Raw genomic sequence first — 26,309 nt, 5'->3', positions numbered from 1 at the left:
ACATGAATCGCTACATGCTTGCCCTTGCGGGCGCGACCCTGGCCATGACGGGCGTTGCCGCCCAGGCGCAGGACCTGGCGGCCGGCAAGGCCGTCTTCGACAAATTCAACTGCGCTTCCTGCCACGGCGCCGACGCCAAGACGGCCGTGGATCCGGCCTATCCGACGCTGGCTGGCCAGCACGCGGACTACCTGGTTCACGCCCTGAAGGCCTACAAGCGCGGCGCGTCCGGCAGCGCGGCCACGGCCAACGTGCGCAAGAACCCCATCATGGGCGCTTTCGCGACGCAGCTGTCCGACCAGGACATCTCCAACGTGGCGGCATGGCTGTCGGCGCAGCCGAGCGACCTGGGCGTGCGCAGGTAAGCCGTCCGGATCCGTTCCGTAAACAAGAAAGCCCTCGGTCGAGGGCTTTTCTTTTTCCGCCGGGCCGTCCCAAGGAAAAAAAGCCCCCTCGGGGGGCAGCAAGCCGAAGGCGCAGCGTGGGGGCGGTGCTCAGCGGCTGGCGCGCTGGCGGATCAGGTCGATATAGGTGTCGCTGTCCAGCGGCGTGCCCAGGCGCTGCGCTTCCCACACCACCTGCCCCAGGCATTCCATGATTTCATGCGCGGCCTGGTGCGCGTCGCCGCGCGACACCAGCTGCTGGTAGGCCTGCCGGATTCCCGGCGGATGGTCGATGGACAGCTGCTCTGCAATGGCCAGATGCATGGACAGGTGCAGAAAGGGATTGGTGCGCCCCTTTTCCACCGAGTATTCGGCCGTCATGGCCTCGGGGTTTTCCAGGTCGCCGTGGTATTCGGGATGTTCGATGATCCAGTCCAGCGCGATGGCCTCGAGCGGTGTCAGCACTTCGGAGGCGCGATGCTTGCGCCAGGTTTCGATGAAGAATTCGCGGACTTGGTCGCGTGAGGGATTGAACATCTGATGGGGCTGAAAAGCGGGCTGGTGATGCATTATTTTACCGCCGCGCGCGGGCCGTCAGGCCCGCTGGCCCCTTTGCGATATAGAATTGGTTGCTATCGGCCATCCAGTGCGCGGTTCCCGTGGGCGATCTTCCCCGCCGGAACGGACGCTTCCCGATGCCGGCGCGTGCAGAAAAACCACTCGGAGCAAATGGAGCATTCATGTCCTACCAACATATCAAGGTTCCCGCTGGCGGCCAGAAGATCACGGTCAACGCTGATTTCTCGCTGAATGTGCCCGATCAGCCCATCGTCCCCTACATCGAGGGCGACGGCACGGGCGCCGACATCACCCCGGTGATGATCAAGGTCGTCGACGCGGCGGTGCAGAAGGCCTATGGCGGCAAGCGCAAGATCCACTGGATGGAAGTCTATGCCGGCGAGAAGGCCACCAAGGTCTACGGCCCCGACGTGTGGCTGCCCGACGAGACCCTGGACGTCGTCAAGGACTACGTGGTGTCGATCAAGGGCCCGCTGACCACGCCGGTGGGTGGCGGCATCCGTTCGCTGAACGTGGCCCTGCGCCAGCAGCTGGACCTGTACGTCTGCCTGCGCCCGGTGGCGTACTTCAAGGGCGTGCCCTCGCCGGTGCGCGAACCCGAAAAGACCAACATGGTGATCTTCCGCGAGAACTCGGAAGACATCTACGCCGGCATCGAATACATGGCCGAAAGCGAGCAGGCCAAGGAGCTGATCCAGTTCCTGCAGACCAAGCTCGGCGTGAAGAAGATCCGTTTCCCGAACACTTCGTCCATCGGCATCAAGCCGGTGTCGCGCGAAGGCACCGAGCGCCTGGTGCGCAAGGCCGCGCAGTACGTCATCGACAATGACCGTACGTCGCTGACCCTGGTGCACAAGGGCAACATCATGAAGTTCACGGAAGGCGGCTTCCGCGACTGGGGCTACGCGCTGCTGCAGAAGGAATTCGGCGCGACGCTGATCGACGGCGGCCCGTGGTGCAAGTTCAAGAATCCGAAGACGGGCCGCGAGGTCATCGTCAAGGACGTGATTGCTGACGCGTTCCTGCAGCAGATCCTGCTGCGCCCGGCCGAATACGACGTGATCGCCACCCTGAACCTGAACGGCGACTACATCTCGGACGCGCTGGCCGCGCAAGTGGGCGGCATCGGCATCGCCCCGGGCGCCAACCTGTCTGATTCGGTGGCCATGTTCGAAGCTACCCACGGCACTGCGCCGAAGTACGCAGGCAAGGACTACGTGAACCCCGGTTCCGAAATCCTGTCGGCCGAAATGATGCTGCGCCACATGGGCTGGACCGAAGCCGCCGACCTGATCATCTCCAGCATGGAAAAATCCATCCTGTCCAAGAAGGTCACGTACGACTTCGCGCGTCTGCTGGAAGGCGCGACCCAGGTGTCGTGCTCGGGCTTTGGCCAGGTGATGATCGAAAACATGTAATCGACAGTGCGGCTCAAAAGCCGCCTCCATGAAAAAACGCAAGGCAAGCGCGCCTTGCGTTTTTTTTATGGGCCTTGCGTTAAATCAAACGCCCTCTGCAGTCTTGGTGAAAACCCTGGTGCTGTCCCTTATTCTGACGGAATACATACATAAACCGTCACATTCTGCCTTGATTGGTTTCATTGGGCGGGTGAAGAAGGATGAGAGGACTATGAAGAATTCCAGCTTGCGCAGGGAACTGCTGTGGTTTGTGTTCGCGGTCGGCGCTGTCGTGCTGGCCCTGGGCGCCTGGGACGCCTGGGAGCGCCGCGCTGAGATGGTGGCCGAGCGCAGGAGCGAGCTGCGCCACGTCCTCGATCTGGCGTCCGGCATCGTGCGCAATGGCAAGCAAAGCGTGCGCGAGGGCATGCCCCTGGACGAGGCCAAGCGCAATGTGGCGCGCCGATTGGCGCAACTGCGTTATGGCGAGGACGGCTATGTGGGCGCCTTCGGCGACGGCTACGACCTGCTGGTGCATCCCGATCCCAAGCTGGTCGGCACCAACGTCCGGGCCGTCAAGGACAGCGCCGGACAGCCGATCTTCGAAAACCTCTATGCCCAAGGCAAGGCGGGCGGCGGCTATACGCGCTACCAGTTCCCGCGGCCGGGAACGGATCGGGCGCTGCCCAAGATCAGCTATGCCACCTACGACGCCGACTGGGGCTGGTTGTTGTTCACGGGCCTGTACGTGGATGACGTCGATCAGGCGTTCTACGGCACTTTGTGGCGGCAAGGCGGAGTGACGCTGGGCCTTCTGGTGTTGCTATTGGCGGCGGCGCTGCGCTTTTTCCGCACGCATATCCTCGGCCCGCTGGACCAGGCGGTGGTGGTGTGCGAGCGCGTGGCCAATGGCGACTTGTCGGGCAGCGTGCCGCGCAATCAGCGCGGCGAGATCGGCCGCCTGTTCGACGCCCTGGCGCGGATGCAGCAACGCCTGGACGGGGCGGTGCGCAGCATTGTGCATTCCACGGCTTCCATTGCCGCGGCCTCGCGGCAGATCGCGGCGGGCAGCATGGACCTGTCGGACCGCACCGAGAAGCAGGCCGCCGCGCTGGAGCAGACCGCCGCCAGCGTGGAGCAGATCACCGCGACCGCGCAGCAGAGCGCGCAACATGTGCGTGAGGTCAGCGCGCTGGCCGGTCAGGCAGCGCAACTGGCCAGGCAGGGTAGCGATGAAACGCAGCACGCCATCGACGCCATGCGCGAGATTTCGCATAGCTCGCAGCGCATCGACGAGATCATCCGGCTGATAGACGAGATCGCGTTCCAGACCAACATCCTGGCGCTGAACGCCGCGGTGGAAGCGGCGCGGGCCGGAGAACAGGGCCGGGGCTTTGCCGTGGTGGCGGGCGAGGTGCGCGCGCTGGCTCAGCGCTCGGCCACCGCCGCCAAGGAGATCAAGACGCTGATCGAAGCGTCGGCGGATTCGGTGGCTCGTGGCAGCCAGCGCGTCGAGCAGGCCAGCGCGACGATGGGCAACGTGCTGGAGTCCGCCGCCACCAGCGCGCCGCTGATGGGGGAGATTGCCACGGCCTCGGCCGAGCAGAGCGTGGGCATCGAACAGATCAATCAGGCCGTGACGCATCTGGACGGCGTGACGCAGCAGAACGCCGCGCTGGTGGAAGAGTTCGCCGCATCGGCTGGCGCGCTGCGCGATCAGGCGGCCGAGCTGGCGAATGCGGTGTCCGTCTTCAGGCTGTCTGCAGCCGCCTAGGCGAGCCCTGCACCACGTTCATGGCCCGCTGCAGGCGCTGCCCAAGCTCTCGGCTGGCGCTGGTCATGGGCATGCGAAGCTCATCGGTGATCAGGCCCTGCATCGAGAGGGCGCGCTTGATCGGAGCAGGATTGGGTTCGGTAAACAGCAGGCGGATCAGGCCGCGCAGGGGCTCGAAGAGTTCGCGCGCGGCCTCCGCGTGGCCGTCGCGGGCCAGCTGCATGACCTCGACATAGCGCTCGGGATAGACATGCGCGGCGGCCGGGATGGCGCCGAGGCCGCCGGCCAGGAAGTGGTCCAGCAGGGCCATATCTTCCCCGCATAGCGGCGTCAGCGTGCCGCGCCGGTTCAAGGCCGCCAGTACCGCGGGATTGCATTCCTTGACGGCGCTGAAGTTGGGCAGCGCGGCCAGCGCTTCCATGGTTTCGACCGTCATGGTGACGCCGGTGCGCTTGGGGATGTTGTACAGGATGATGGGCCGCTGCGTGGCCCAGGCAATCTGGCGGTAGTGCCACAGGATGCCGGCCTGCGAAGGGCCCAGGTAGTAAGGCGGCGGCACCAGGTAGCCGGCCGGCTGGTACTTGTCGAGGCGCCGGATGGCGGTTGCGACGCCGCGCGTGTCCACGCCGCCCGCGCCGAACACCAGCGGCAGCGCGTGCGGATCGCTCGATATGGCTTCTATCATGTCGACCTTTTCCGGCACGCTCAGCAGATTGCCCTCGCCGGTGGAGCCAAACAGCACCAGGCCGGCGATACCCGCGTTGCGGTAATAGCGGGCCAGCGCCTGCGCGGCGTCCAGGTCCACATAGCCGCCGCGCATCGGCGTGACCATGGGCAGCCAGATGCCTTCAAACGCGGTCTTGCGTGGCGTGTCCATGGCTTACTGCCCCGTCATCGCGTATGCGGGAAGCACCGGACCGAACTCGGCGCGGGGCAGGCCCGACATCACCGCGTGCATCAGCGCATCCAGCTGTCCGCGTTCGCACTGCAGTTGCAGCACGCTTTGCGCATGGACGTGATCCACCGACAGCACGTAGACGCCGATGCGTTCGCCCAATGCGCGATGCAGCGCCAGCCGCACGTTCAGTGCGTCCAGCGTGTCTATCCTGATGGTCAGCGCGACTCGTTCGACGCGGGCGTGCGTACGCTGCGCGGGCAGGATGTCGGACATGGGGGCGAGGCAGGCTTGAAGTCGGGGGATCATGGCGGGTAGCGGGACCGGAGGCGCCGCTTGCGGCGTTCCGGGGATCCGGTTGGTTAATGACGGTTCCACTATAGGAAGCGCGCCGTAAATCCTGCCGATAAAAGCGGACGCAGCGCGTAAAAAACGCGTCAACGTCCGGGGCGCTCAGAACGTCTTGGTCAGCGACAGCAAGCCCGTTGCGCGGCCCATGTCGCGGCCGCGCGTATTGGTGTAGACGGCGCGGTCCGCGTTGGTGTCCAGATAGGCCAACGAGACCGACAGGCCCCGGCCGAAGTCCTTCGTCAGCCCCAGCTTCCAGTCCGTGTAGTTGCCGTTGTCGACGTTGCGCACCAGTTGCCGGCCGACGTGCGCGTTGACGGTCAGGCCCCAGACGCCCGTATCGAAGTTGCCGGACAGGTCGAAGTACTGGCTGTGCTTGCTGTCGGCGAAGCCGAACAGGTTGGTCAGGGAGAGGGAGTACTTGAACATCAGAGGTCCATAGCCGATGCCGGCATACAGCTCGGTGGTGTCGGGACTGGTGTAGCCGGACGGATAGTCGCCAGGGTAGTAGTACTGCAGGACGCCCAGGTCGACGGGCACGTCCTGCGCGAGATTGCCCTTGTAGCCGCCGTAGAAGTCCATTTCCACGGGCGCGGACACGTCGCTGTTGCTGTCGTCGAGCCAGCTGATGCTGGAGTTCCAGTTGCCCAGGTAAAAGCCGCTGGAGTGGGCCAGGTCGAATCCGCCCTGGATGGCCGGCTTGTTATTGCTTTGCATCAGGCCGCGATAGCGGTATTGGCTGGCCAGGGTGACGTTGGCCGTCAACGTGAGGTCGGACGCGGCAGGCGCTGCGTCGGCGGGCGCGTCGGCGGCCAGTGCGTTGCCGGCTTGCGAGGCGGCCAGGGTCAGCAGCGCGAGCGCGGCCAAGGTGTGGCGGGGCATGGAATTGCTCCTACTGTTGGATGGGACCGCAACAATAGGAGCAAGCGCGTAAAGGCCGAGACAAGACTTGCGGGTTGCGCGTAAACGCGGCGTCAATGCGCGTCCGGGGCGCGCGCCTCAGCCGGCGAAGCGGTAGCCCACGCCGATCTCGGTGAGCAGGTAAACCGGCTGGGCGGGATCCGCTTCCAGCTTCTGGCGCAGATGGCCCATGTAGATGCGCAGGTAGTGGTTGCTTTCCACGTGCGACGGACCCCACACCTCGCGCAGCAGTTCGCGGTGCGTCATGACCTTGCCGCGATGCGCCAGCAGCGCCGCCAGCAGGCGGTATTCCATCGCAGTCAGGTGCACGTGCTGGCCGCTGCGCTCCACCACGCGTTTGGCGAAGTCCACGCGCACGTCGCCGAAGCTGATCTCGGAAGCATTGCCCGCGCCGCCTCTTGCGTGCCGCCGCAGCAGCACGCGCAGGCGCGCCAGCAGTTCACTGACGCCGAACGGCTTGGTGAGGTAGTCATCGGCCCCGGCGTCCAGCGCGGCGACCTTGTCGGCCTCGGCGCTGCGGGCGGACAGCACCAGTACCGGCACCTCGGTCCAGCCGCGCAGTTCTCGGATCAGGATCATGCCGTCTTCGTCGGGCAGGCCCAGGTCCAGCACCACCGCGTCGGGCTGCCGGGTGCCGGCTTCGATCAGGCCGCGCTTGACGGTTTCGGCTTCGTGGACGACGCAGCCCTCGCTTTCCAGGGCCTGGCGCACGAAGCGCCGGATGTTGGCGTCGTCTTCAATGATCAGGACGGTAGGCTGGTAATCGAACATGCGTTGCGGCGTTCAAGGGGTTTCGGATTGGATCGGAGGCGGCGCGCCCAGGGGCAGCGTAAAGACGAACTGGGCGCCGGATTCCTGGCCCGGCGCGTGTTCGACCCAGATTTTCCCATGGTGGGCGGCGATGATGGCCTCGCACACGGCCAGGCCCAGGCCGACGCCCGGGGTGGCGGACTCGCGGTCGCCGCGCGTGAATTTTTCGAAGATGCGGCGCTCAGCGCCCGGCGGCACGCCCGGGCCGTTGTCGCTGACCGCCACGCGCAGTTCGCCCTCGTGTACGTCCGCATGCAGACGCAGGGCGCTGCCGGCAGGCGTGTACTTGGCCGCGTTCTCCAGCAGATTGCAGAGCACGCGTTCGATCAGTACGCCGTCGCATTCCACCAGCGGCAGATGCGACAGGCTGTCCACGGTGACGCGGTGTGCGGCCAGCGGTTCGCGCATGGCGGCAAGCGAGGCGCCGACCAGTTCTTCGATGGATTGCCATTCCAGGCGCAGCGGCGTGTCGCGGTTCTGCAGCCGCGCCATGTCCAGCAGATTGACCACCAGCGCGTGCATGCGCTGGGCCTGGTCGCGCATGGCGCGGACGGTGTCGTGGATGTCGGGCGGCAGCGTCGCCTGCTGGCGCATCAGCGTGTCCGTCATGCCGACCAGGCTGGTCAGCGGGGTGCGCAGATCGTGCGACACGGCCGCCAGCAGCGAGTTGCGCAGCTTTTCGGATTCCATGCTGACCAGCGCCTGCTGCGCCACTTCCACGTAGTGCAGGCGTTCCAGCGCGATGGCGATCAGGGTGGCGTAGGCCTCGATCTGGCGGCGCGAGTCGGGATTCAGGAACAGGCTGCGGCGCGGAGCGGCCAGCGCCAGCACGCCGCGGGTGCGCATCGGCGCCTTCAGCGGCAGGTACAGCAGTTCGCTGTTGGACAGGGTGGAGGTGCCTGCGCCGGCCGGCTGTCCGTGGTCGTAGACCCATTGGGCCAGCGCGGATTCCAGCGGCGGCATGTCGTCCGCGGCGGGAGACGCCAGCTTCAGGCGGTCGTCCATGCCCAGGATGTATAGCGCGCAGCGCGAACCGAAGGTGGCATGCACGAAGGCGCCCGCCAGGGTGACGATCTGCTCGGGCAGCAGCGCGGACGACAATTCGCGCGCGAATTCGTAGAGGCTGCGCGCATCGGCTTCGCGCTTGACCGAAGCCTGCGCCTGCAAGCGCAGGCCGGCCGTCAACTGGCCGATCAGCAGGCCCACCGACAGCAGCACGCCGAAGGTCAGCAGATACTGCACGTCCGATACGGCGAAGGACGCCAGCGGTTGCACGAAGAAGAAATCGAACAGCCCTACGCTGATGACCGAGGCCAGCGCCGCCGGTCCGCGCCCGTGGCGCAGCGCAACGGCCACCACCGCCAGCAGGAACAGCATGACGATGTTGGTCTGGTGCAGCGCCGGGAAGGCCAGCATGGACAGCGCGGTGGCCGCGGCGCAATAGCACAGCGCCCAGGCGTAGCCCGCCAGCGGCCGCGGATTGCGCTCGTCGGCGGCCTGGCGCGTACGTTGTCCCAGCGTGAGCGGATCGCGCCCCGGCGCGGATGCGGCCGGCAGTGGCGGCGCGCCCAGGCGGATGATGTCGATCTCGGGGCAGCCCGCGGCCAGCATGTCGGCAAAGCTGTGGCGGCGCCACAGCCAGCCCGGCGAGATGGCCGCGGTCAGCAGCGCGGACAGCGACAGGCGCAGGCGTTGCAGGCCGCTGGCGCGGGTGCGGCCGATAATGGCCTTGGTGATGTTGTGGCGGCGCACATAGCGCACCACGGCGTCGACCATGTCGCCGCCGGCCAGGACTTCGCTGCGCGCGCCCAATGCATCCGCCAGGGCCAGGCTGCGCTGGATGCGCTCCTGTTCGGCCTGGGGCGGCGGGGCCGCGCGCGGTGTGTCGATGGTGACCACGTGCAGATCGCATTCCAGCTGCTGGCTCAGGCGGTGTGCGCTGCGGATGACGTACTCGGCGTCCACGTCCGGACCGATACACGCGACCACGGCTTCGCGCGTACGCCACACGGGTTCGATGGCGCGGTCGCGGCGGTAGGCCTGGACGTCGTCGTCGACGTGGTCGGCGGTGCGGCGCAGCGCCAGCTCGCGCAGCGCTATCAGGTTGCCCTTGCGAAAGAAATTGCGGGTGGCGTGGCGGGCCTGTTCCGGCAGATAGACCTTGCCTTCCTTCAGTCGGCGCAGCAGCTCGTCGGCCGACAGGTCCACCAGAATGACTTCGTCGGCCGCATCGAAGACCTCGTCCGGCACGGTTTCCCAGACGCGCACGCCGGTGATGCTGCCCACGGCTTCGTTCAGGCTGTCCAGGTGCTGCACGTTCAGCGTGGTCCAGACGTCGATGCCTGCCGTCAGGAGTTCCTGGATGTCCTGCCAGCGCTTGGCATGGCGCGAGCCTGGCGCGTTCGAGTGCGCCAGCTCGTCCACCAGCACCAGGTCGGGATGGCGGGCCAGTGCGCCGTCCAAATCAAATTCCTTCAGCACGTGGTCGCGGTACGGCACGTCCTTGAGCGGCAGGACAGGCAGGCCTTCCAGCAGCGTGGCGGTTTCGCGCCGGCCGTGGGTCTCGACGATGCCGGCCAGCACGTTGGCGCCCTGGGCGGCCTGCGCGCGCGCCGCCTCCAGCATGGCGTAGGTCTTGCCCACGCCTGCCGACGACCCGAAGTAGACGCGCAGCTTGCCGCGCACCGCCTGGCGCGCGGCGTCGTCCAGGGTCTTCAAGAGCGCGTCGGGGTCGGGACGCTCGCCAGCGATATCAGCCATGAACGCGCAGTAGGTGTGAGGGAACGGCTGGCAATACTATACGCCGCGGCATCAGCGGGCTGGACGCAATTGGTCCAGCGCCAGGTTCAGCGTCAGCACGTTGACCGCGGGGTCGCCCAGCACGCCCAGCCAGGGCTTCTCGGTATGGGCCTGGATCAGCGCGTCGACCTGCGCGCGCGGCAGGTCGCGGGCGCGCGCCACGCGCGCCGCCTGGTAGGCAGCGGCGGCCGGGCTGATGTGCGGATCCAGGCCGCTGCCTGATGCGGTGACCAGGTCCACCGGCACCGGGACCGGGTTGTCCGGATCGGCCGCCTTCAGGGCAGCGATGCGCGCCTGGATGGCATCGGCCAGCGCCGGATTGCGCGGCCCCAGGTTCGAACCGCCGGAGCCGGCGCCGTTGTACGGCATGGGCGCGGTGGCCGACGGGCGGCCCCAGAAGTAGGCAGGCGAACTGAACGACTGGCCGATCAGTTCGGAGCCGACGACGCGGTCGCCTTGCTTGATCAGCGAGCCGGCGGCCTCGTGCGGGAAGACGGCGGCGGCGATGCCCGTGGTCAGGAAGGGATAGGCCAGGCCGGTCACCAGCGACAGCGCGGCGAAGACGACCAGCGCGGGACGCAGGATGCCGCCTTGGCGCGGCAGTGTGGCGGAATTTTTCATGATGGGTTCCTTGCGGTTTCGGGGCTCAGGCCCAGCCCAGGGCGGCCAGGACCATGTCGACCAGCTTGATGCCGGCAAACGGCACCAGCAGACCGCCCAGGCCATAGATGAGCAGATTGCGGCGCAACAGCACGGCCGCGCCCAGCGCGCGATAGCGCACGCCCTTGAGCGCCAACGGGATCAGCACCACGATGATCAGCGCGTTGAAGATCACGGCAGACAGAATGGCCGAGGCCGGTGTGGCCAGGCCCATGATGTTCAGCACGTTCAACTGCGGATAGACGGTGGCGAAGGCGGCCGGAATGATGGCGAAGTACTTGGCCACGTCGTTGGCCACGCTGAAGGTAGTGAGCGCGCCGCGGGTCATCAGCATCTGCTTGCCGATCTCGACGATCTCGATCAGCTTGGTGGGGTTGGAATCCAGGTCCACCATATTGCCGGCCTCCTTGGCGGCCTGGGTGCCCGAATTCATCGCCACCGCCACGTCCGCCTGGGCCAGCGCAGGCGCATCGTTGGTGCCGTCGCCCGTCATCGCTACCAGCCGGCCCTCCGCCTGGTAGGCGCGGATCAGCTTGAGCTTGGCCTCGGGCGTGGCTTCCGCGAGGAAGTCGTCCACGCCCGCCTCGGCGGCGATGGATGCGGCCGTAAGCTTGTTGTCGCCCGTGATCATCACGGTCTTGATGCCCATGCGGCGCAGCTCCGCGAAGCGCGACTGGATGTCCGGCTTGACGATGTCCTTCAGCTCGACCACGCCCAGCGCCCGATTGCCGTCGCTGACCATCAGCGGCGTGCTGCCGCGGCGGGCCACGTCCTCAGCCAGGCGCAGGGCCTGTTCCGGCACGGTCGAGTCCTGCTCGGCCAGCCAGGCCTGCACGGCGTCGACCGCGCCCTTGCGGATCATGCGGCCATTAAGGTTCACGCCGCTCATGCGCGATTGCGCGGTGAAGGGCACGAATTCGGCATGCGCCATGGGCGCGGCCGGGGCGTGGATGGACTTGTCGGCCAGCGCCACGATGCTGCGGCCTTCCGGCGTTTCATCGGCCAGCGAGGCCAGGCGCGCGGCCTCGGCCAGTTCGCGCGCGGACACGCCGGGGGCAGGCAGAAAGGTCGAGGCCTGGCGGTTGCCGAAGGTGATGGTGCCGGTCTTGTCCAGCAGCAGCACGTCCACGTCGCCAGCGGCTTCGACGGCGCGGCCGGACGTAGCGATGACGTTCGCGCCCATCATTCGGCTCATGCCGGCCACGCCGATGGCCGACAGCAGGCCGCCGATGGTGGTGGGGATCAGGCAGACCAGCAGCGCGACCAGCACCGTGACCGTCACCACAGAACCGCCGCCAGCGGCGTTGACCGCGTAGATCGAGAACGGCATCAGGGTCACGACCACCAGCAGGAACACCACGGTCAGGCCCACCAGCAGGATGGTAAGGGCCAGCTCGTTGGGCGTCTTCTGGCGCTTGGCGCCTTCGACCATGGTGATCATGCGGTCCAGGAAGCTCTCGCCGGGGTCGGCGGCGATGCGCACGAAGATCCAGTCAGACAGCACCCGGGTGCCGCCGGTGACCGACGAGAAGTCGCCGCCGGACTCGCGGATCACGGGCGCGGATTCGCCGGTGATGGCGCTTTCGTCCACTGACGCCACGCCGGCGATGACCTGGCCGTCGCCAGGGATGATGTCGCCCGCTTCGACCAGCACTACGTCGCCCCGGCGCAGCAGGCCCGAAGGCTGGCTGACTGCCTGGTTGCGCCAGGCGCCGGGCGCAGCCAGGCTGGCGTCGGCATCGCGAAAGCCCTTCAGCAGACGGGCGTCGATGGTGGTGCGCAGGCCGCGCAGGGTGGCCGCCTGCTGCTTGCCGCGGCCTTCGGCCAGGGCTTCGGCGAAGTTCGCGAACAGCACGGTGAACCATAGCCACACGGCGATCGCCAGGATGAACCCGGCGGGCGCTTCGGCCCGGCCGCGCAGGGCCATGACCCACAGCACCGTGGTCAGGATGCTGCCGACGTAGACCACGAACATCACGGGGTTCTTCAACTGCGCGGCGGGCGATAGCTTGCGCAGGCTGTCCAGCACCGCCGGACCGATCAGGGCGCGCGACCACATGCCGAACTGGCGTTCACGCGCAACGCCAGTCGCGGCGCGGGCGGCGCCGCCGCCGGCGCCGGTAGTAGAAGTTTCAATCTTGGCCATTTTCATTCCTAGCCTTTAATTTGCAGGTGTTCCGCCACCGGGCCCAAGGCCAGTGCGGGCACGTACGTCAAAGCGCCTACCAGCAGCACCGCGCCGATCAACAGCACCACGAACAGCGGGCCGGTGGTGGGCATGCTGCCGGGACCGGCGGGCAGCCGGCGCTTGGCGGCCAGCGAGCCGGCCATCGCCAGGATGGCGACGATGATGGCGAAGCGGCCGAACCACATGGCGACGCCCAGCAGCACGTTGTAGAAGGGCGTGTTGGCCGACAACCCGGCGAAGGCGCTGCCGTTGTTGTTGGCGGCCGACGTCAGGCCATAGAGGATTTCGGAGAAACCGTGGATGCCCGGATTCAGCACGCCAGCCTGGCCGGCCGGCACCGAGACCGCCAGCGCCGTGCCGACCAGCACCAGCAGCGGGGTAGCCAGGATGACGATGGAGACCATCTTCATGTCATAGGCTTCGATCTTCTTGCCCAGGTATTCCGGGGTGCGGCCTATCATCAGTCCGGCGATGAAGACGCCCAGGATGGCGAAGGCCAGCATGCCGTACAGGCCCGAACCCACGCCGCCGAAGACCACCTCGCCCAATTGCATCAACAGCATCGGCGTCAGGCCGCCCATGGCGTTGAGCGAATCGTGCATGCCGTTGACCGCGCCGCAGGACGCCGCCGTGGTGACGGTGGCGAACAGCGAGGTGGTGGCGATGCCGAAGCGGGTTTCCTTGCCTTCCATGTTGCCGCCCGGCGAGAACGCGCTGAGCGCGCTGTCGGCGCCGGCCTGGGCCGCCATCGGATTGGGCTGCTGCTCGAAGTAGGCGGCGGATAGCGCAAACACCGCGAACAGCACGGTCATGGCCGCCAGGATCGCGATGCCCTGGCGCCGGCTGCCCACCATTTCGCCGAACGAGAAGCACAGCGCGGCGGGAATGGCCAGGATGGCCAACATCTCCAGGAAGTTCGCCAGCGGCGTGGGGTTCTCAAAGGGATGCGCGGAGTTGGCGTTGAAGAAGCCGCCGCCGTTGGTCCCCAGCAGCTTGATCGATTCCTGCGAAGCGACCGGACCCATGGCCAGGGTCTGGGTCTTGCTGACGGCGGGATCGGTCACGGCCTGTCCCTGGGCGTCCAGCACGGGCTGGCCTTGGGCGTCCACGCGGGGCTGCTCGTAATGCACCGCCTCGATCGTCTGGACTTCCTGATAGGGGCTGAAATTCTGGATCACCCCCTGGCTGACCAGCGCCAGCGCCAGGACCAGGGACAGCGGCAGCAGCACGTACAGCGTGCTACGCACCATGTCGGTCCAGAAGTTGCCCACCGTGGCCGAGCAATGGCGCGACAGGCCGCGGATCAGCGCGAACAGCACGGCGATGCCGGTGGCGGCCGAGACGAAATTCTGCACCGTCAGCGCCAGCATCTGCGTCAGGTAGCTCATCGTCGATTCGCCGCCATAGCCCTGCCAGTTGGTATTGGCCACGAAGCTGATGGCGGTGTTCAGGGCCGAGTCCGGTGACACCGCGCCCATGCCGGCGGGATTGAGCGGCAGCATGCCCTGCAGGCGCTGCAAGGCGTAGACGGCCGCGATGCCGATGATATTGAAGGCCAGCACCGCCACGGCGTAGCGCTTCCAGCCCATTTCGGCCTGCGGGTCTATGCCCGCCAGCCGGTAGATGCCGCGCTCGATTGGACGGCCCCAGGCGGTCAGCCGGGATTGCCCGTTTTCCATGGCGATGCGGATGTAACGCCCGAGCAGGGGCGCGATCGCAAGCAGGACTGCCAGGTACGCGACCAGCAATCCGACGAATTCGGCGGTCATCAGAATTTCTCCGGTTTGAACAGCGCGACCAGCAGGTACACGAACAACAAGGCGGCCGTCAGGCCGCTCAGCCAATAGAGCCAGTTCATGGCTGCTCTCCCGCAGACAAGGTTTCGCAGAACCGCAACAGGGCGAAAGTCAGCCCGGCCATGACGGCAAAGATGGCGATATAGAAGGCATCCACGTTTTTCCTCCCGGGAGCGGCGCTCCCTTCGAACGACGGGCCTGCTCGGCGAATAGGGATGCGCGCCGGGCAGGCGTAGTGACCAATCAGGACACCGGCAGGTTATGGAGCGGGGGGTAAAAACGGGGTATACGTTTGGGAGGGGGGTGTAAATGAAACGTAAAATCCCAATATTCAGTACGGGAACACCGAATTGCACCATCTTGGTGCATGGAATATGTAAATGAATGCTCCTTCTTAGGGCATTCCCCTAGTGTGACAATCCCGCATCTGGTGCAGAATCTCTTCCCATGCAGGTGAGGAGACAAAGCCCTGCATGGGCAAATACCGGCGGCACCGGTACATAAAAAAAGTAAAGCAGTACCCAAAAAAAGCAAAACGCACAACGGCTGGCACCAGGTAGTGCCGGCCGTTGTCGCATAAAAAGCCGGCATTTCAAGCGCAAAAAGGCTTTTCAAGCGCCGCGTTTCGCGATAATCAGACAGGGTTCGCTCATCCCAGCTATGTCGGAATCGCGCCTTTCATCCTCGGCACCCGCCACGACTCCCTATTGGCGCCGCAACTTGTGGCTGATCCTGGTGTTGCTCGTCGCCTGGGCCGCGCTGACCTTCATTCCCGCTTTTTTTGCCCGCAGCCTGAACTTCGATTTCATCGGCTGGCCGTTCGCGTTCTGGATGGCGGCCTATGGCGCGCCGCTGGCCTACCTGGTCATCATCGGCATCTACGCCCGGATCATGAATCGCGCCGATGAGCGCTCCGACGACACGGGAGGGCACCGCTGATGCCGTTTTTCAGCGGAGACACGCCCCAGCAATTCAGAGTCCGGCTGCGCCGCATCTACGTGCTGTACACGGCGGGCTTCGCGTTGATGATCCTGTTGATGGCGCTGGCCGAGATCCTGGGCATGCCGCGCAACTGGATCGGCTATGTATTCCTGCTGGTCACGGTCAGCCTGTACGCCGGTATCGGCATCGTCTGCCGGACCTCGGATCAGGTGGAATACTACGTGGCCGGCCGGCGGGTGCCCGCGATCTACAACGGCATGGCCACCGCCGCCGACTGGATGTCGGTGGCTTCCTTCATCGGGGTGGCCGGCACGCTCTACCTGACGGGCTACGGTGGGCTGGCCTACATCATGGGCTGGACCGGCGGCTACGTACTGGTGGCGATGCTGCTGGCGCCTTATCTGCGCCGCTTCGGCCAATACACCATCCCTGACTTCATGGGTGCGCGCTATGGCGGCAACATGCCGCGCCTGGCGGGCGTGGCCTGCGCCATACTCTGTTCCTTCACCTACCTGGTGGCGCAGATCTACGGCGTGGGCATCATCACCACGCGCATGACCGGCATTTCCTTCGAGCTCGGCATCTTCGTGGCGCTGGGCGGCATGCTGGTCTGTTCGTTCCTGGGCGGCATGCGCGCGGTCACCTGGACGCAGGTGGGGCAGTACATCATCCTGGTCATTGCCTATCTGGTGCCGGTGGTCTGGCTGTCCATCAAGCACACCAACATGCCCGTGCCGCAGTTGTCGGCCGGGGTGGTGCTGCAGCAGGTCACCGAAAAAGAAATCTACCTGCAGAACGACCCGTCCGAAATCGAGGTGCGCAGGCTTTGGCAGGAGCGCGCCGACGAAATGGGCCGCCGGATGGCGGCATTGCCAGAATCCTGGACACTGGAAAAGGACAAGCTGCGCAGCCGGCTGGCGCAGTTGACGGCGAACGATGCGCCCATGGTCGAGATCCGCTCGGCCGAACGCGAGCTGGCCGGCTATCCCCCCAGCGTGGAGGAGGCGCGTGTCGCATGGGCGCAGGCCAAGGCCGCCTTCGAGGCGCGGGCGGCGCCCGCCACACCGCATGCGGAACCGTTCCCGTCCAAGGATCCGGAAGAGCAGCGCAATATGCGCGTCAACTTCCTGGCGCTGGTGCTATGCCTGATGCTGGGCACCGCCGGCATGCCGCACATCCTGATGCGTTCATACACCACGCCTTCAGTCATCGAGGCGCGCAAATCGGTGTGTTGGTCGCTACTGTTCATCCTGCTGCTGTATTTCATGGCGCCGGCGCTGGCGCTGCTGGTGAAGTACGAGGTCTATACACAGGTGGTGGGGTCCAGCTTTCTCAGCCTGCCCAACTGGGTGCATGCCTGGAGCGCCGTCGACAGCAATCTGCTGGACGTGACCGACGTCAACCGCGACGGCATCGTGCAGTTGAGCGAAATCAGCATGGGTGCCGACGTGGTGGTGCTGGCCATGCCGGAAATCGGCGGGCTGCCCTACGTCATATCGGCCCTGGTGGCGGCGGGCGGGCTGGCTGCGGCGCTGTCCACCGCCGATGGCCTGTTGCTGACCCTGTCCAACTCCCTGTCGCACGACATGTGGTACCGCATGGTGTCGCCGCGCATGTCGGCGGCGCGCCGCGTGATGGTGTCCAAGATCCTGTTGCTGCTGGTGGCGTTCGGTGCGGCCTGGGTGGCGGCGCGCAAGCCGGCGGACATCCTGTTCATGGTGTCGGCCGCGTTTTCCTTCGCGGCTTCGTCGTTTTTCCCGGCGCTGGTCATGGGCGTGTTCTGGCGCCGGGCCAACAAATGGGGGGCGACGCTGGGCATGGCGGCGGGGCTTGCGGCGACGTTCGCCTACATGACGCACACGCATCCGTGGCTGCGCGAATGGGTGCTGGGCATTTCACGCACCCAGCCCGTGGACCTGTGGTGGGGCATCCAGCCGATCGCGGCGGGCGTGTTCGGCGCGCCGGTGGCATTCCTGACGATCATTGTGGTGTCCCTGCTGACGCCGCCTCCCGACCGGGCCACGCTGGCGCTGGTGGACTACCTGCGGCATCCGGGCGCACCCAAGCCGCAGGGCGAACGCGCCTAAGGCGCTGCGCAGGCGTCGGCCTTCCGGTTTTCCGGATCGACGCAGGAAGCCCATGCCGCCGCGGGCATCGTTTGCAGCAGGGTATAGGTCTGGCCGGGCGCCCATAGCCATTGCACGCCGCCCGGCGTCTGGCCGGCGGCCTCCCAGACCCGTTTGCGTTGCGCGCTGGTCATGGGGAACTGTCCATCGTCGCCGCTTTTGCCTTTTGCCAGCACCTGGGCGGGGTCCCGCTTGGCGTCATAGATGCTGGCCATGCCTGCGGCGGTCTGCTTGGGTTGCACGATGGTCCAGTCGTAGTTGTACGAATCCAGCGCTGGCGCTTTCCAGGCCGGACCGGGCAACACTAGTACGGCATAGTGGCCCGGACTTTCGCGGTAGGGCAGTCCCAGAACGGCGGGCTCGTCCGCCCACGCCCTCCGCTGGCGCAAGTAGCGCTGCGCCCTGCGGCCCTGAGCGTCATACGTCACGACTTCGAACGCGTCTTCGGATCTGTCTTGATAGGAAATCGTGCGCAACAGCCGGCCTGCCGCGTCATGCACGTAGCGGGCCATGGGCCGGGAGCGCGCCGAGCAATCGTTGGCGCCCAGCTCGGCCAGCCAGCCGTGGGCGTCGTAGCGCAGGCAGTAGCGCGCCGGCCGGTTGCGGCGGCCGTCCCATGCGCGCGAGCGCTCCTCGTAGCCAGTCAGCCGACCGGCGGCGTCATAGTAGAAGCGCGTTTCAGCGTCTGGCGGGGGCAGCTCGGCCTTGCCCGATGCGCGGGTTTCGTGGACTGCGTTGGCACTGTAACGGGCGATGCCGCACAAATGCTGGCGGCCGTCGGGGGCGCTTTCCCAGCGCAGCATCGTGACGCCGATGCGGGCGTGCGGCGCGGCGGCGTAGACGGACCAGTCCACCTGTTCGGCCCAGATGGCGGGGGAGGCGCGTCCGTCCGTGTCTATGGCGACGCCAGGCAGCCATGACCGGATGCGCGAGCCGTCCAGCGCCAGCAAGGTATTCGTGTCGTCCAGGGAAATGTCCATCACCCTGGTGTGGCGCTGCGCGGACGCCGCCAGTGGCTCGCAGAGCGCGCTGGCCAGCCCCGGCGCCATGGAAAGTGCCGTCAGCGCAAGCAGACGCAGAGAGCAATCAAAGCGCGGCATTGTGCAGGTAGGCGATCAGCCCCCAGAGTTCGCTGCTGACGCCGCCCAGGCGCAAGGCGTTGTCGCGGGTGTCCATCAGCAGGAAGGGGTAGGCGTTGCGTTCCAGCTTGCCCGGAGGAGGTAGTCGGTAAGGCGTGAAGTGCTCGCCCGACAGCAGGTAGGTATTGGTCATGTCGCCGACATCCACATGCAGGTACCAGACGGTCAGCTCCGCGACGTTCAGGGCAGCATCCGCTTCCGGATACAGGCCGCCCTGGCCGGCGGGGATGGCACTGTCCAGCACGGCCATGAGCACGGCGCGCGGGCCAGGCTTCGGAAAGTTTGCGCCTTCACTGCCGCGCTGCGTGAACGCCTGGCGGATGAATCCCGCGCCGCGTGAGCCGGGCACCACCGTGCGGGCGAACATCGCCTCCAGCTGGGCTTGCGACAAGGGGCCGGGGGTAGCGGACAACTGGTCCAGGTCCTGCTTGAAAGCGCTCAGCCAGGTCCGGTAGCGCACGAGCTCAGCCGCGCGGTTGAACTCCTGGGCCCAGGCATTGCCGGCCGGCAGCAAGCCCAGACAGCCCAGGCACAGCCAGGCCGCCAGCCAGCGGCGGATCCGGGAACTCGCCGTGGACCCGTCGCGGGGCTTCAATGCGAAACGGATTTCGAGAACACGTTCATCACCACCACGCCGGCGATGATGAGGCCGATGCCGATGAGCGCGGGCGTGTCCAGGTGCTGCTTGAACAGCACCGCGCCCACGATGGATATCAGCACGATACCCACGCCGGACCAGATGGCGTAGGCGATGCCCACCGGGATCTCGCGCAGGGTCAGCGACAGGAAGTAGAACGAGATCAGATAGCCGAACACCGTCACGATGGACGGCGCCAGGCGGGTGAAGCCTTCGGACCCCTTGAGCGCGCTGGTCGCGAAGATCTCGGCGATGATCGCTATGCCCAGATAGAGCCACTTCATTTGCGCGTTCCTTCGGCTTGTCGCAGCAGCACCAGCAGGGCGCCCGCGCCGCCTTCGCGCTCGGGCGCCTCGGAAAACGCCAGCACCTCGTTTTTCTGCACCAGCCAGGTGCGGGCCTTGTCCTTGAGCACCGGTTCCAGCCCCTGTGAGCCATAGCCCTTGCCGTGCACGATGCGCACGCAACGGATGCCGTGCTCCTGGCATTCGTCCAGGAACGACAGCAGGGCGTGGCGGGCCTGTTCCACCCGCAGACCATGCAGGTCCAGTTCGGCGCCTGCGCGCCATTGGCCGCGGCGCAGGTTGCGCGCGGTGTCGGGCGCGGCGTCGCTGCGTACGAAGGCGGTGCCGCCTTCGGACAGCAGATGCGTGATTTCGCCGCCGTCTGAGACGCCGGCGTCGGCGCGCGTGGGCGTTTCGCCCAGCGCGTTGGCGCGGCGCAGCGCGGGCGCAGGCTGTGCCACGGGCTTGTGCTCCACCCGGGCGGCCTGCTTGATGGGCGTGACCGACTGCATCGTGCGCTTGAACGCCGCCATGTCGTCCACGGGGGCGGTGTCGGCTTTTTTCAGCACCGCCACCCGCTGGGCCAGGGCGGCGCGTTCGCGCTCGGCCTGCAGGTCTTTCTTCAGGCGTTTCAGGTCGGCCAGGCCGACCTTACTGCCCCGCATTCTCCAGCCACCGTTGTGCGTCCAGCGCGGCCATGCAGCCGGTGCCGGCGCTGGTGATGGCCTGGCGGTAGACGTGGTCCTGCACGTCGCCGGCCGCGAACACGCCCGGGACCGAGGTCATCGTGGCCATGCCGGACAGGCCGCTCTTGGTGACGATGTAGCCGTCCTTCATTTCCAGTTGGCCCTGGAAGATTTCGGTGTTGGGCTGGTGGCCGATGGCGATGAAGGCGCCGGTGGCCGCCATGTCTTCGGTGACGCCGGTGTCGACGTGGCGCACGCGCACGCCGGTGACGCCGCTGTCGTCGCCCAGCACTTCTTCCAGGGTATGGAACAGCTTGAGTTCCATGTTGCCGTTCTCGACCTTGCTCATGAGCTTGTCGACCAGGATGGGCTCGGCGCGGAACTTGTCGCGGCGATGGATCAGGGTGACCTTGCGGCAGATGTTCGACAGGTACAGCGCTTCTTCCACGGCGGTATTGCCGCCGCCGACGACGACGACGTCCTGGTTGCGGTAGAAGAAGCCGTCGCAGGTGGCGCAGCCGGACACGCCGCGGCCCATGAAGGCCTCTTCAGACGGCAGGCCGAGGTACTTGGCCGAGGCGCCGGTGGCGATGATGAGGGCGTCGCAGGTGTAGATCTTGCCGGTGTCGCCCGTGAGGGTGAACGGGCGCTTGGACACATCGACCTTGGCAATGTGGTCGAAGATCATTTCGGTGTTGAAACGTTCGGCGTGCTTCTGGAAGCGCTGCATCAGGTCCGGACCCTGCACGCCATCGGCGTCGGCCGGCCAATTGTCGACGTCCGTGGTGGTCATGAGCTGGCCGCCTTGGGCCAGACCTGTAACAAGAACAGGGCTCAGATTGGCGCGTGCCGCATAGACGGCCGCCGTGTAACCGGCGGGGCCGGAACCGAGTATCAAAACTTTAGCGTGCGTAGGCGTGGACATGGGCGGGTATCTTTAGGTTAACGCCCAATTATAATGAGCCGCATGCCGCGTATCTCGACTGCTTCTCCGCGCGCCTCGCGCAATACCCGTAACGGGCCTTCCCCCCTGCAGACGCGCTTGTCCGCCCTGCTGCGCGAAGCCCGCTGGATCCTCTTCGCCGCCCTGGCGGCCTGGCTGACGCTGGTGCTGGCCACCTGGAATGCGGCCGACCCTGGCTGGTCGCATTCCGTCCCCGCCGGCGCCATCCACAACAAGGGCGGGACCCTGGGCGCCTATCTGGCGGACATCCTGCTCTATCTGTTCGGCTTTTCCGCCTGGTGGTGGGTAATTTTGCTGCTGCACCGGGTGCGCGCGGGCTACCGCCGCCTGGCCAGCCATCTTCGCGTTACCAATAGTAAGCAGCCGGAAGTGTTGCCCCGCGTCCACTGGGAAGAGGGCATCGGTTTCTTTCTGCTGCTGGTGGGGTCGCTGGGCATGGAAGCCCTGCGCCTGGCCAGCCGCGGCACGCATCTGCCCGGCGCCTCCGAGAACACCAGCGGCGCCGGCGGCGTGATCGGCCAGACGCTGGCCGACCTGATCGGCCGCAGCATCGGTTTCACTGGCAGCACGCTGGCCTTTCTGGTCATGCTGGCCATCGGCCTGAGCCTGTTCTTCTCGTTTTCCTGGCTGTCCATCGCCGAACGCGTGGGCTCGTGGCTGGAGGGCCTGGTGCGTCGCGTGCGCGACTCCTACGCCGCCCGCGAAGACCGCAAGGTCGGCGAGGTCGCCAAGGCCGTGCGCACCGAACAGGTCGTGGCCAAGCAGGAAAAGCTGGTCCACGAGCAGCCGGTGCGGATCGAACCCGCCATTACCGTGGTGCCCAAGTCCGAACGCGTTGAAAAGGAAAAGCAGCAATCGCTGTTCTTCGCGCCCTCGGGCGGCGCGGAAGGCGATCTGCCCGCGATCAGCCTGCTGGATCCACCCCTGGCCAACCAGGAAACGGTGTCGGCCGAAACCATTGAATTCACTTCGCGCCTGATCGAAAAGAAGCTGGCCGACTTTGGCGTGTCGGTCACCGTGGTGGCGGCGCAGGCCGGCCCGGTCATCACGCGCTACGAAATCGAGCCCGCCACGGGCGTGAAGGGCAGCCAGATCGTCAACCTGGCCAAGGACCTGGCGCGCGCGCTCAGCCTGGTCAGCATCCGGGTGGTGGAAACCATTCCGGGCAAGAACCTGATGGGCCTGGAACTGCCCAACCCGCGCCGCCAGATGGTGCGCCTGTCCGAGATCCTGGGTTCGCAGACCTACCACGCCAGCCATTCCGTCGTGACGATGGCGCTGGGCAAGGACATCGCCGGCAATCCGGTGGTGGCCGACCTGGCCAAGATGCCCCACCTGCTGGTGGCGGGCACGACCGGTTCGGGCAAGTCCGTGGGGATCAACGCCATGATCCTGTCGCTGCTGTACAAGGCGGACGCGTCCCACACCCGGCTGATCCTGATCGATCCGAAGATGCTCGAAATGAGCGTCTACGAAGGCATTCCGCATCTGCTGGCGCCGGTGGTCACCGACATGCGCCAGGCCTCCAACGCGCTGAACTGGTGCGTGGGCGAAATGGAAAAGCGCTACCGCCTGATGAGCAAGATGGGCGTGCGCAACCTGGCGGGCTACAACACCAAGATCCGCGACGCCATCAAGCGCGAGGAACCCATTCCGAATCCGTTCTCGCTGACGCCGGACGCGCCGGAGCCGCTGTCGCCGCTGCCCACCATCGTGGTGGTCATCGACGAACTCGCCGACCTGATGATGGTGGTGGGCAAGAAGATCGAAGAGCTGATCGCCCGCCTGGCGCAGAAGGCGCGCGCCGCCGGCATCCACCTCATCCTGGCCACGCAGCGTCCCAGCGTCGACGTCATCACCGGCCTGATCAAGGCCAACATCCCGACGCGCATCGCGTTCCAGGTGTCGTCCAAGATCGACTCGCGCACCATTCTGGATCAGATGGGCGCCGAAACCCTGCTGGGCCAGGGCGACATGCTTTACATGCCGCCGGGCACCGGCCTGCCGGTACGCGTGCACGGCGCGTTCTGCAGCGATGACGAAGTGCACCGCGTGGTGGAAAGCCTCAAGGCGCAGGGCGAACCCAACTACATCGAAGGCCTGCTGGAAGGCGGCCTGGACGGGGATGCGGGCGAAGGCGCCAGCAGCGTCACCGGCATCGGCGGCGACGCCGAATCCGACCCGATGTACGACCAGGCTTGCGAAGTGGTGCTCAAGCACCGCCGCGCGTCCATTTCGCTGGTGCAGCGCCACCTGCGCATTGGTTACAACCGTGCTGCCCGGTTACTGGAGCAGATGGAGCAATCGGGTATGGTGTCGGCGATGCAGTCCAATGGCAACCGCGAGATCCTGGTTCCCGCAGCCGCCGCCGCCCGAGAGGAAGCTTGATGAAGATGTTCCGCCGACTGGCCGCCGTGGCGGCCCTGAGCCTGGCGCCCGCCATGGTGTTTGCCGCCAGCGCGCAGGAGCAGCTGCGCGCTTTCGTGGCCACGGTGACCTCGGCCACCGGCTCGTTCTCGCAGTACACGGTGAACAATCAGGGCCGCACGCAGCCCGCCCAGACCGGCGTGTTCTCGTTCCAGCGTCCCGGCAAGTTCAAGTGGGCGGTGCAGAAGCCCTATGAGCAACTGGTGATCTCGGATGGCCGCCAGGTATTCCAGTTCGATCCGGACCTGGCCCAGGTCACCGAACGCAAGGTCGATGCCGCCATCGGCACCTCGCCCGCCGCCATCCTGTTCGGCTCGGGGTCGCTGGAGCAGTCGTTCGACGTTTCGGCCCTGCCGTCCAAGGATGGGATCGATTGGCTGCGGGCCAAGCCGCGCACCGCCGATGCGGGCTTTTCGCGCGTGGACATCGGCATGAAGGACAACCTGCCGGTGCGCGTGGAGCTGCTGGATTCATTTGGCCAGACCACCCGCGTGGATCTGTCCGGCATCGCAGCCAACCCACAGCTGCCGGCCAAGGAATTCCAGTTTGTCGCGCCCAAGGGTGTTGATGTCGTGAAGATGTGAAAAAAGCCTGGCAACGCCAGGCTTTTTCTTGTGTGGTGTCCGCTTAGGGACGCTTATACGCGATGCAGTCGACCTCGACCTTGGCGTCGACCACCAGCGACGACTGCACGCAGGCCCGCGCCGGCGGGTTCTCGCCGAAGTATTCCTTGAACACCTTGTTGAACGACGCGAAGTCGCGCGCGTCGTCCAGCCACACGCCGCAGCGCACGACGTGTTCGGGACCGTAGCCGGCTTCCTTCAGGATGGCCAGCACCTGCTGGATGGCCTTGTGCGATTGGGTCACGATGCCGCCTTCGACGACTTCGCCGTTGTCCATCGGCACCTGGCCGGACACGTGCAGCCAGCCGTCGGCCGCGACCGCGCGGGCAAAGGGCATGTGCGAGCCGCCCTGGCCCGTGCCGCCGGCGACGCCGTAGCGGGTGATGCCGTTGCTGTCGGCGGTGGGAGCATTGCTCATGGTTCTCTCCTTGAAATGAATGGCCGGTTTTGCACCGGGATTTCGCCCGTTGCTTACTGGAAGTTCTTGCGCAGGTCGCCGCTGCGCGGCAGCCAGCGGCCGGCGCGGTCGCCGGTGGCCTCGCCCTGGCGATAGGACAGGGCGCCATTGACCCACACCGCCTCGATGCCAGCGGCAGTCTGCACCGGCGCGGCGAAGGTGGCGCGGTCGATGACCGTGGCCGGATCGAACAGCACCAGGTCCGCGTGGTAGCCCTCGCGCACCAATCCGCGCTCGGCCAGGCCGAAGCGGGCGGCGGACAGGCCCGTCATCTTGTGCACGGCCTCCGTCAGCGGGAACAGCCCCACGTCGCGGCTGTAGTGGCCGAGCACGCGCGGGAATGCGCCCCAGAGCCGGGGGTGAGGCATGGGATCGTTGGGCAGGCCGTCGGAGCCCACCATGGTGAGCCGGTGCGAAAGCACGCGGCGCACGTCGTCTTCATGCATGTTGTGGTACACGGCGCCGGCCGGCTGCAGGCGCGCGGCCGTTTCGAGCAGGCTCAGGCCCCAGTCGGCGGCAATGTCGGCCAGCTTGCGGCGGGCCTGCTCCGGATGCGGCACGGACCAGGTGATGTCGATGTCGAACTCGTCCGTGACCTGCTTTAGGTCCAGGGTCGAGGAGCTGGCGGAGTAGGGGTAGCAGTCGCAGCCCACGTGTTGCAGGCGGCCGGCGGTCTCGAGCGCGGACAGCACTTCTTTCGTGCGGCCCCAGTTGCCGGCGCCGGCGCATTTCAGGTGCGACACCACCACCGGCACGCGGGCATGCTGGCCGATGTCGAAGGCTTCCTGCATGGCCTCCAGGATGGCGGCGAACTCCGAGCGCAGGTGGGTGGTGTAGAGCGCGCCGAATTCATCCAGCGCCTCGGCAAGCAGCTTGACCTCTTCGGTGTCCGCGTCGAACGCGGAGGCATAGGCCAGGCCGGTGCTCAGGCCGATGGCGCCATGGGCCAGCGCGTCGCGCAGCTGCTCGCGCATGGCCAGCACTTCCTCGCGAGTGGCGGCGCGGTCGAGCCGGTCCATGTGGTTGCTGCGCAGGGCGGTGTGGCCGACCAGCGCGGCCACGTTCACGGCGGGGCGCGCGGCCTCGATGGCGCGGGTGTAGTCCGCGAAGGTGGGGTAGCTGAAGTCCGCGCGGGCGCCCAGCAGGTTCATCGGGTCCGGCGGTTCGCCGCGAAGGGCCACGGGCGACGCGCTGATGCCGCAATTGCCCACCACTACGGTGGTCACGCCCTGGGACAGCTTGGGCAGCATGTCCGGCGTGCGGATGACGTTGGTGTCGTCATGCGTGTGCACGTCGATGAAACCCGGGGCCAGCGCCAGGCGGGTGCCATCGATGATCTGGCGCGCCGCCGCGCCGGGCAGGTCGCCGATGGCCGCGATGCGGCCGTCGGCCAGCGCCACGCTGGCGCGGTAGGCGGGTTCGCCGGTGCCGTCCAGGACCAGCACATTGCCTATGAGGGTGTCGTACATCTTGT

24 protein-coding genes are annotated in these 26,309 nt (G+C 66.5%); 7 read left to right on the top strand and 17 right to left on the bottom strand.

Features of this window, described 5'->3' with window-relative positions; translation table 11 throughout:
• The first annotated feature begins 2 nt into the window (after positions 1 to 2).
• Positions 3 to 365, top strand: coding sequence for a c-type cytochrome (locus AC1RHV_RS23635; RefSeq protein WP_054450058.1), 363 nt, complete (start codon positions 3 to 5; stop codon positions 363 to 365).
• 129 nt (positions 366 to 494) lie between these two features.
• On the opposite strand, the gene AC1RHV_RS23630 is transcribed toward AC1RHV_RS23635, so the two are convergent.
• On the bottom strand, positions 495 to 920 hold the full coding sequence (locus AC1RHV_RS23630; RefSeq protein WP_054450061.1) for a DUF1841 family protein: 426 nt from the start codon (positions 918 to 920) through the stop codon (positions 495 to 497).
• Between the two features lie 203 nt (positions 921 to 1,123).
• On the opposite strand from AC1RHV_RS23630, the gene icd reads away from it, so the two are divergent.
• Together icd and AC1RHV_RS23620 are read left to right on the top strand one after the other, a co-directional pair.
• The gene (icd, locus tag AC1RHV_RS23625) at positions 1,124 to 2,380 is read left to right on the top strand and encodes an NADP-dependent isocitrate dehydrogenase (protein WP_054450062.1); all 1,257 of its coding nucleotides are present in this window, start codon (positions 1,124 to 1,126) and stop codon (positions 2,378 to 2,380) included.
• Positions 2,381 to 2,591: 211 nt separating this feature from the next.
• A complete protein-coding gene (locus tag AC1RHV_RS23620; RefSeq protein ID WP_054450065.1) occupies positions 2,592 to 4,133 on the top strand; it encodes a methyl-accepting chemotaxis protein in 1,542 nt (513 codons plus the stop codon).
• On the opposite strand, the gene AC1RHV_RS23615 is transcribed toward AC1RHV_RS23620, so the two are convergent.
• The 9 genes from AC1RHV_RS23615 to kdpF form a co-directional block, all read right to left on the bottom strand.
• Complete coding sequence (locus AC1RHV_RS23615; protein ID WP_119450769.1) at positions 4,111 to 5,010, bottom strand: 4-hydroxy-tetrahydrodipicolinate synthase family protein; 900 nt, start codon at positions 5,008 to 5,010, stop codon at positions 4,111 to 4,113. The two genes, AC1RHV_RS23620 and AC1RHV_RS23615, sit on opposite strands and share 23 nt — an antisense overlap.
• Positions 5,011 to 5,013: 3 nt before the next feature.
• The gene (locus AC1RHV_RS23610; protein WP_054450069.1) at positions 5,014 to 5,304 is read right to left on the bottom strand and encodes a hypothetical protein; all 291 of its coding nucleotides are present in this window, start codon (positions 5,302 to 5,304) and stop codon (positions 5,014 to 5,016) included.
• 177 nt (positions 5,305 to 5,481) lie between these two features.
• Positions 5,482 to 6,258, bottom strand: coding sequence for a TorF family putative porin (locus tag AC1RHV_RS23605; protein ID WP_119450770.1), 777 nt, complete (start codon positions 6,256 to 6,258; stop codon positions 5,482 to 5,484).
• Between the two features lie 117 nt (positions 6,259 to 6,375).
• The gene (kdpE, locus tag AC1RHV_RS23600) at positions 6,376 to 7,068 is read right to left on the bottom strand and encodes a two-component system response regulator KdpE (protein WP_054450072.1); all 693 of its coding nucleotides are present in this window, start codon (positions 7,066 to 7,068) and stop codon (positions 6,376 to 6,378) included.
• Positions 7,069 to 7,080: 12 nt separating this feature from the next.
• The gene (locus tag AC1RHV_RS23595; RefSeq protein WP_492302109.1) at positions 7,081 to 9,867 is read right to left on the bottom strand and encodes a DUF4118 domain-containing protein; all 2,787 of its coding nucleotides are present in this window, start codon (positions 9,865 to 9,867) and stop codon (positions 7,081 to 7,083) included.
• A 51-nt stretch (positions 9,868 to 9,918) separates the two neighbouring features.
• Positions 9,919 to 10,527: a potassium-transporting ATPase subunit KdpC gene (kdpC, locus tag AC1RHV_RS23590; RefSeq protein ID WP_119450772.1), complete on the bottom strand. Its 609-nt coding sequence runs from the start codon at positions 10,525 to 10,527 to the stop codon at positions 9,919 to 9,921.
• A gap of 25 nt (positions 10,528 to 10,552) precedes the next feature.
• Entirely contained in the window at positions 10,553 to 12,712 is a 2,160-nt protein-coding gene (gene kdpB, locus AC1RHV_RS23585; protein ID WP_175213866.1) for a potassium-transporting ATPase subunit KdpB, read from the bottom strand.
• A gap of 8 nt (positions 12,713 to 12,720) precedes the next feature.
• A complete protein-coding gene (gene kdpA / locus AC1RHV_RS23580) occupies positions 12,721 to 14,523 on the bottom strand; it encodes a potassium-transporting ATPase subunit KdpA (protein WP_492302107.1) in 1,803 nt (600 codons plus the stop codon).
• A complete protein-coding gene (gene kdpF / locus AC1RHV_RS23575) occupies positions 14,523 to 14,612 on the bottom strand; it encodes a K(+)-transporting ATPase subunit F (RefSeq protein WP_013391886.1) in 90 nt (29 codons plus the stop codon). The genes kdpA and kdpF overlap by 1 nt, the downstream gene beginning before the upstream one ends.
• 598 nt (positions 14,613 to 15,210) lie before the next feature.
• Here kdpF and AC1RHV_RS23570 point away from each other — a divergent pair.
• Positions 15,211 to 15,489: a DUF4212 domain-containing protein gene (locus tag AC1RHV_RS23570; RefSeq protein WP_054450082.1), complete on the top strand. Its 279-nt coding sequence runs from the start codon at positions 15,211 to 15,213 to the stop codon at positions 15,487 to 15,489.
• Entirely contained in the window at positions 15,489 to 17,579 is a 2,091-nt protein-coding gene (locus AC1RHV_RS23565) for a sodium:solute symporter family protein (RefSeq protein WP_175159458.1), read from the top strand. Before AC1RHV_RS23570 ends, AC1RHV_RS23565 begins: the two co-directional genes overlap by 1 nt.
• On the opposite strand, the gene AC1RHV_RS23560 is transcribed toward AC1RHV_RS23565, so the two are convergent.
• From AC1RHV_RS23560 to trxB, 5 genes are read right to left on the bottom strand one after another with little or no spacing between them, the layout of a single operon-like run.
• Positions 17,576 to 18,667, bottom strand: coding sequence for a hypothetical protein (locus AC1RHV_RS23560; RefSeq protein WP_492302105.1), 1,092 nt, complete (start codon positions 18,665 to 18,667; stop codon positions 17,576 to 17,578). The genes AC1RHV_RS23565 and AC1RHV_RS23560 overlap by 4 nt on opposite strands.
• 37 nt (positions 18,668 to 18,704) lie before the next feature.
• A complete protein-coding gene (locus AC1RHV_RS23555; RefSeq protein ID WP_175159462.1) occupies positions 18,705 to 19,352 on the bottom strand; it encodes a hypothetical protein in 648 nt (215 codons plus the stop codon).
• Entirely contained in the window at positions 19,349 to 19,678 is a 330-nt protein-coding gene (locus AC1RHV_RS23550; protein ID WP_054450090.1) for a DMT family transporter, read from the bottom strand. The genes AC1RHV_RS23555 and AC1RHV_RS23550 overlap by 4 nt, the downstream gene beginning before the upstream one ends.
• Positions 19,675 to 20,343 (bottom strand): Smr/MutS family protein, encoded by a 669-nt coding sequence (locus tag AC1RHV_RS23545; RefSeq protein WP_054450092.1) that lies wholly within the window; start codon positions 20,341 to 20,343, stop codon positions 19,675 to 19,677. Before AC1RHV_RS23545 ends, AC1RHV_RS23550 begins: the two co-directional genes overlap by 4 nt.
• Positions 20,330 to 21,289 (bottom strand): thioredoxin-disulfide reductase, encoded by a 960-nt coding sequence (gene trxB / locus AC1RHV_RS23540; protein ID WP_054450094.1) that lies wholly within the window; start codon positions 21,287 to 21,289, stop codon positions 20,330 to 20,332. Before trxB ends, AC1RHV_RS23545 begins: the two co-directional genes overlap by 14 nt.
• 42 nt (positions 21,290 to 21,331) lie before the next feature.
• Between trxB and AC1RHV_RS23535 the strand changes: the two genes are divergently transcribed.
• Entirely contained in the window at positions 21,332 to 23,716 is a 2,385-nt protein-coding gene (locus AC1RHV_RS23535) for a DNA translocase FtsK (RefSeq protein ID WP_119450774.1), read from the top strand.
• Positions 23,716 to 24,339 carry an outer membrane lipoprotein chaperone LolA gene (gene lolA, locus AC1RHV_RS23530; RefSeq protein WP_054450098.1) on the top strand — a complete coding sequence of 208 codons (624 nt, stop codon included), beginning with the start codon at positions 23,716 to 23,718 and terminating at the stop codon, positions 24,337 to 24,339. Before AC1RHV_RS23535 ends, lolA begins: the two co-directional genes overlap by 1 nt.
• 43 nt (positions 24,340 to 24,382) lie before the next feature.
• On the opposite strand, the gene AC1RHV_RS23525 is transcribed toward lolA, so the two are convergent.
• Together AC1RHV_RS23525 and AC1RHV_RS23520 are read right to left on the bottom strand one after the other, a co-directional pair.
• A complete protein-coding gene (locus tag AC1RHV_RS23525; RefSeq protein WP_118931699.1) occupies positions 24,383 to 24,796 on the bottom strand; it encodes a RidA family protein in 414 nt (137 codons plus the stop codon).
• 53 nt (positions 24,797 to 24,849) lie between these two features.
• Positions 24,850 to 26,304: an N-acyl-D-amino-acid deacylase family protein gene (locus AC1RHV_RS23520; RefSeq protein WP_192354620.1), complete on the bottom strand. Its 1,455-nt coding sequence runs from the start codon at positions 26,302 to 26,304 to the stop codon at positions 24,850 to 24,852.
• Positions 26,305 to 26,309 lie beyond the last annotated feature (5 nt).

It is taken from the genome of Achromobacter sp. GW823-FHT04E03, from assembly GCF_058796095.1.
Note: the sequence above shows the minus strand (reverse complement) of the source record. Positions and strands in the feature narration are given on the sequence as shown.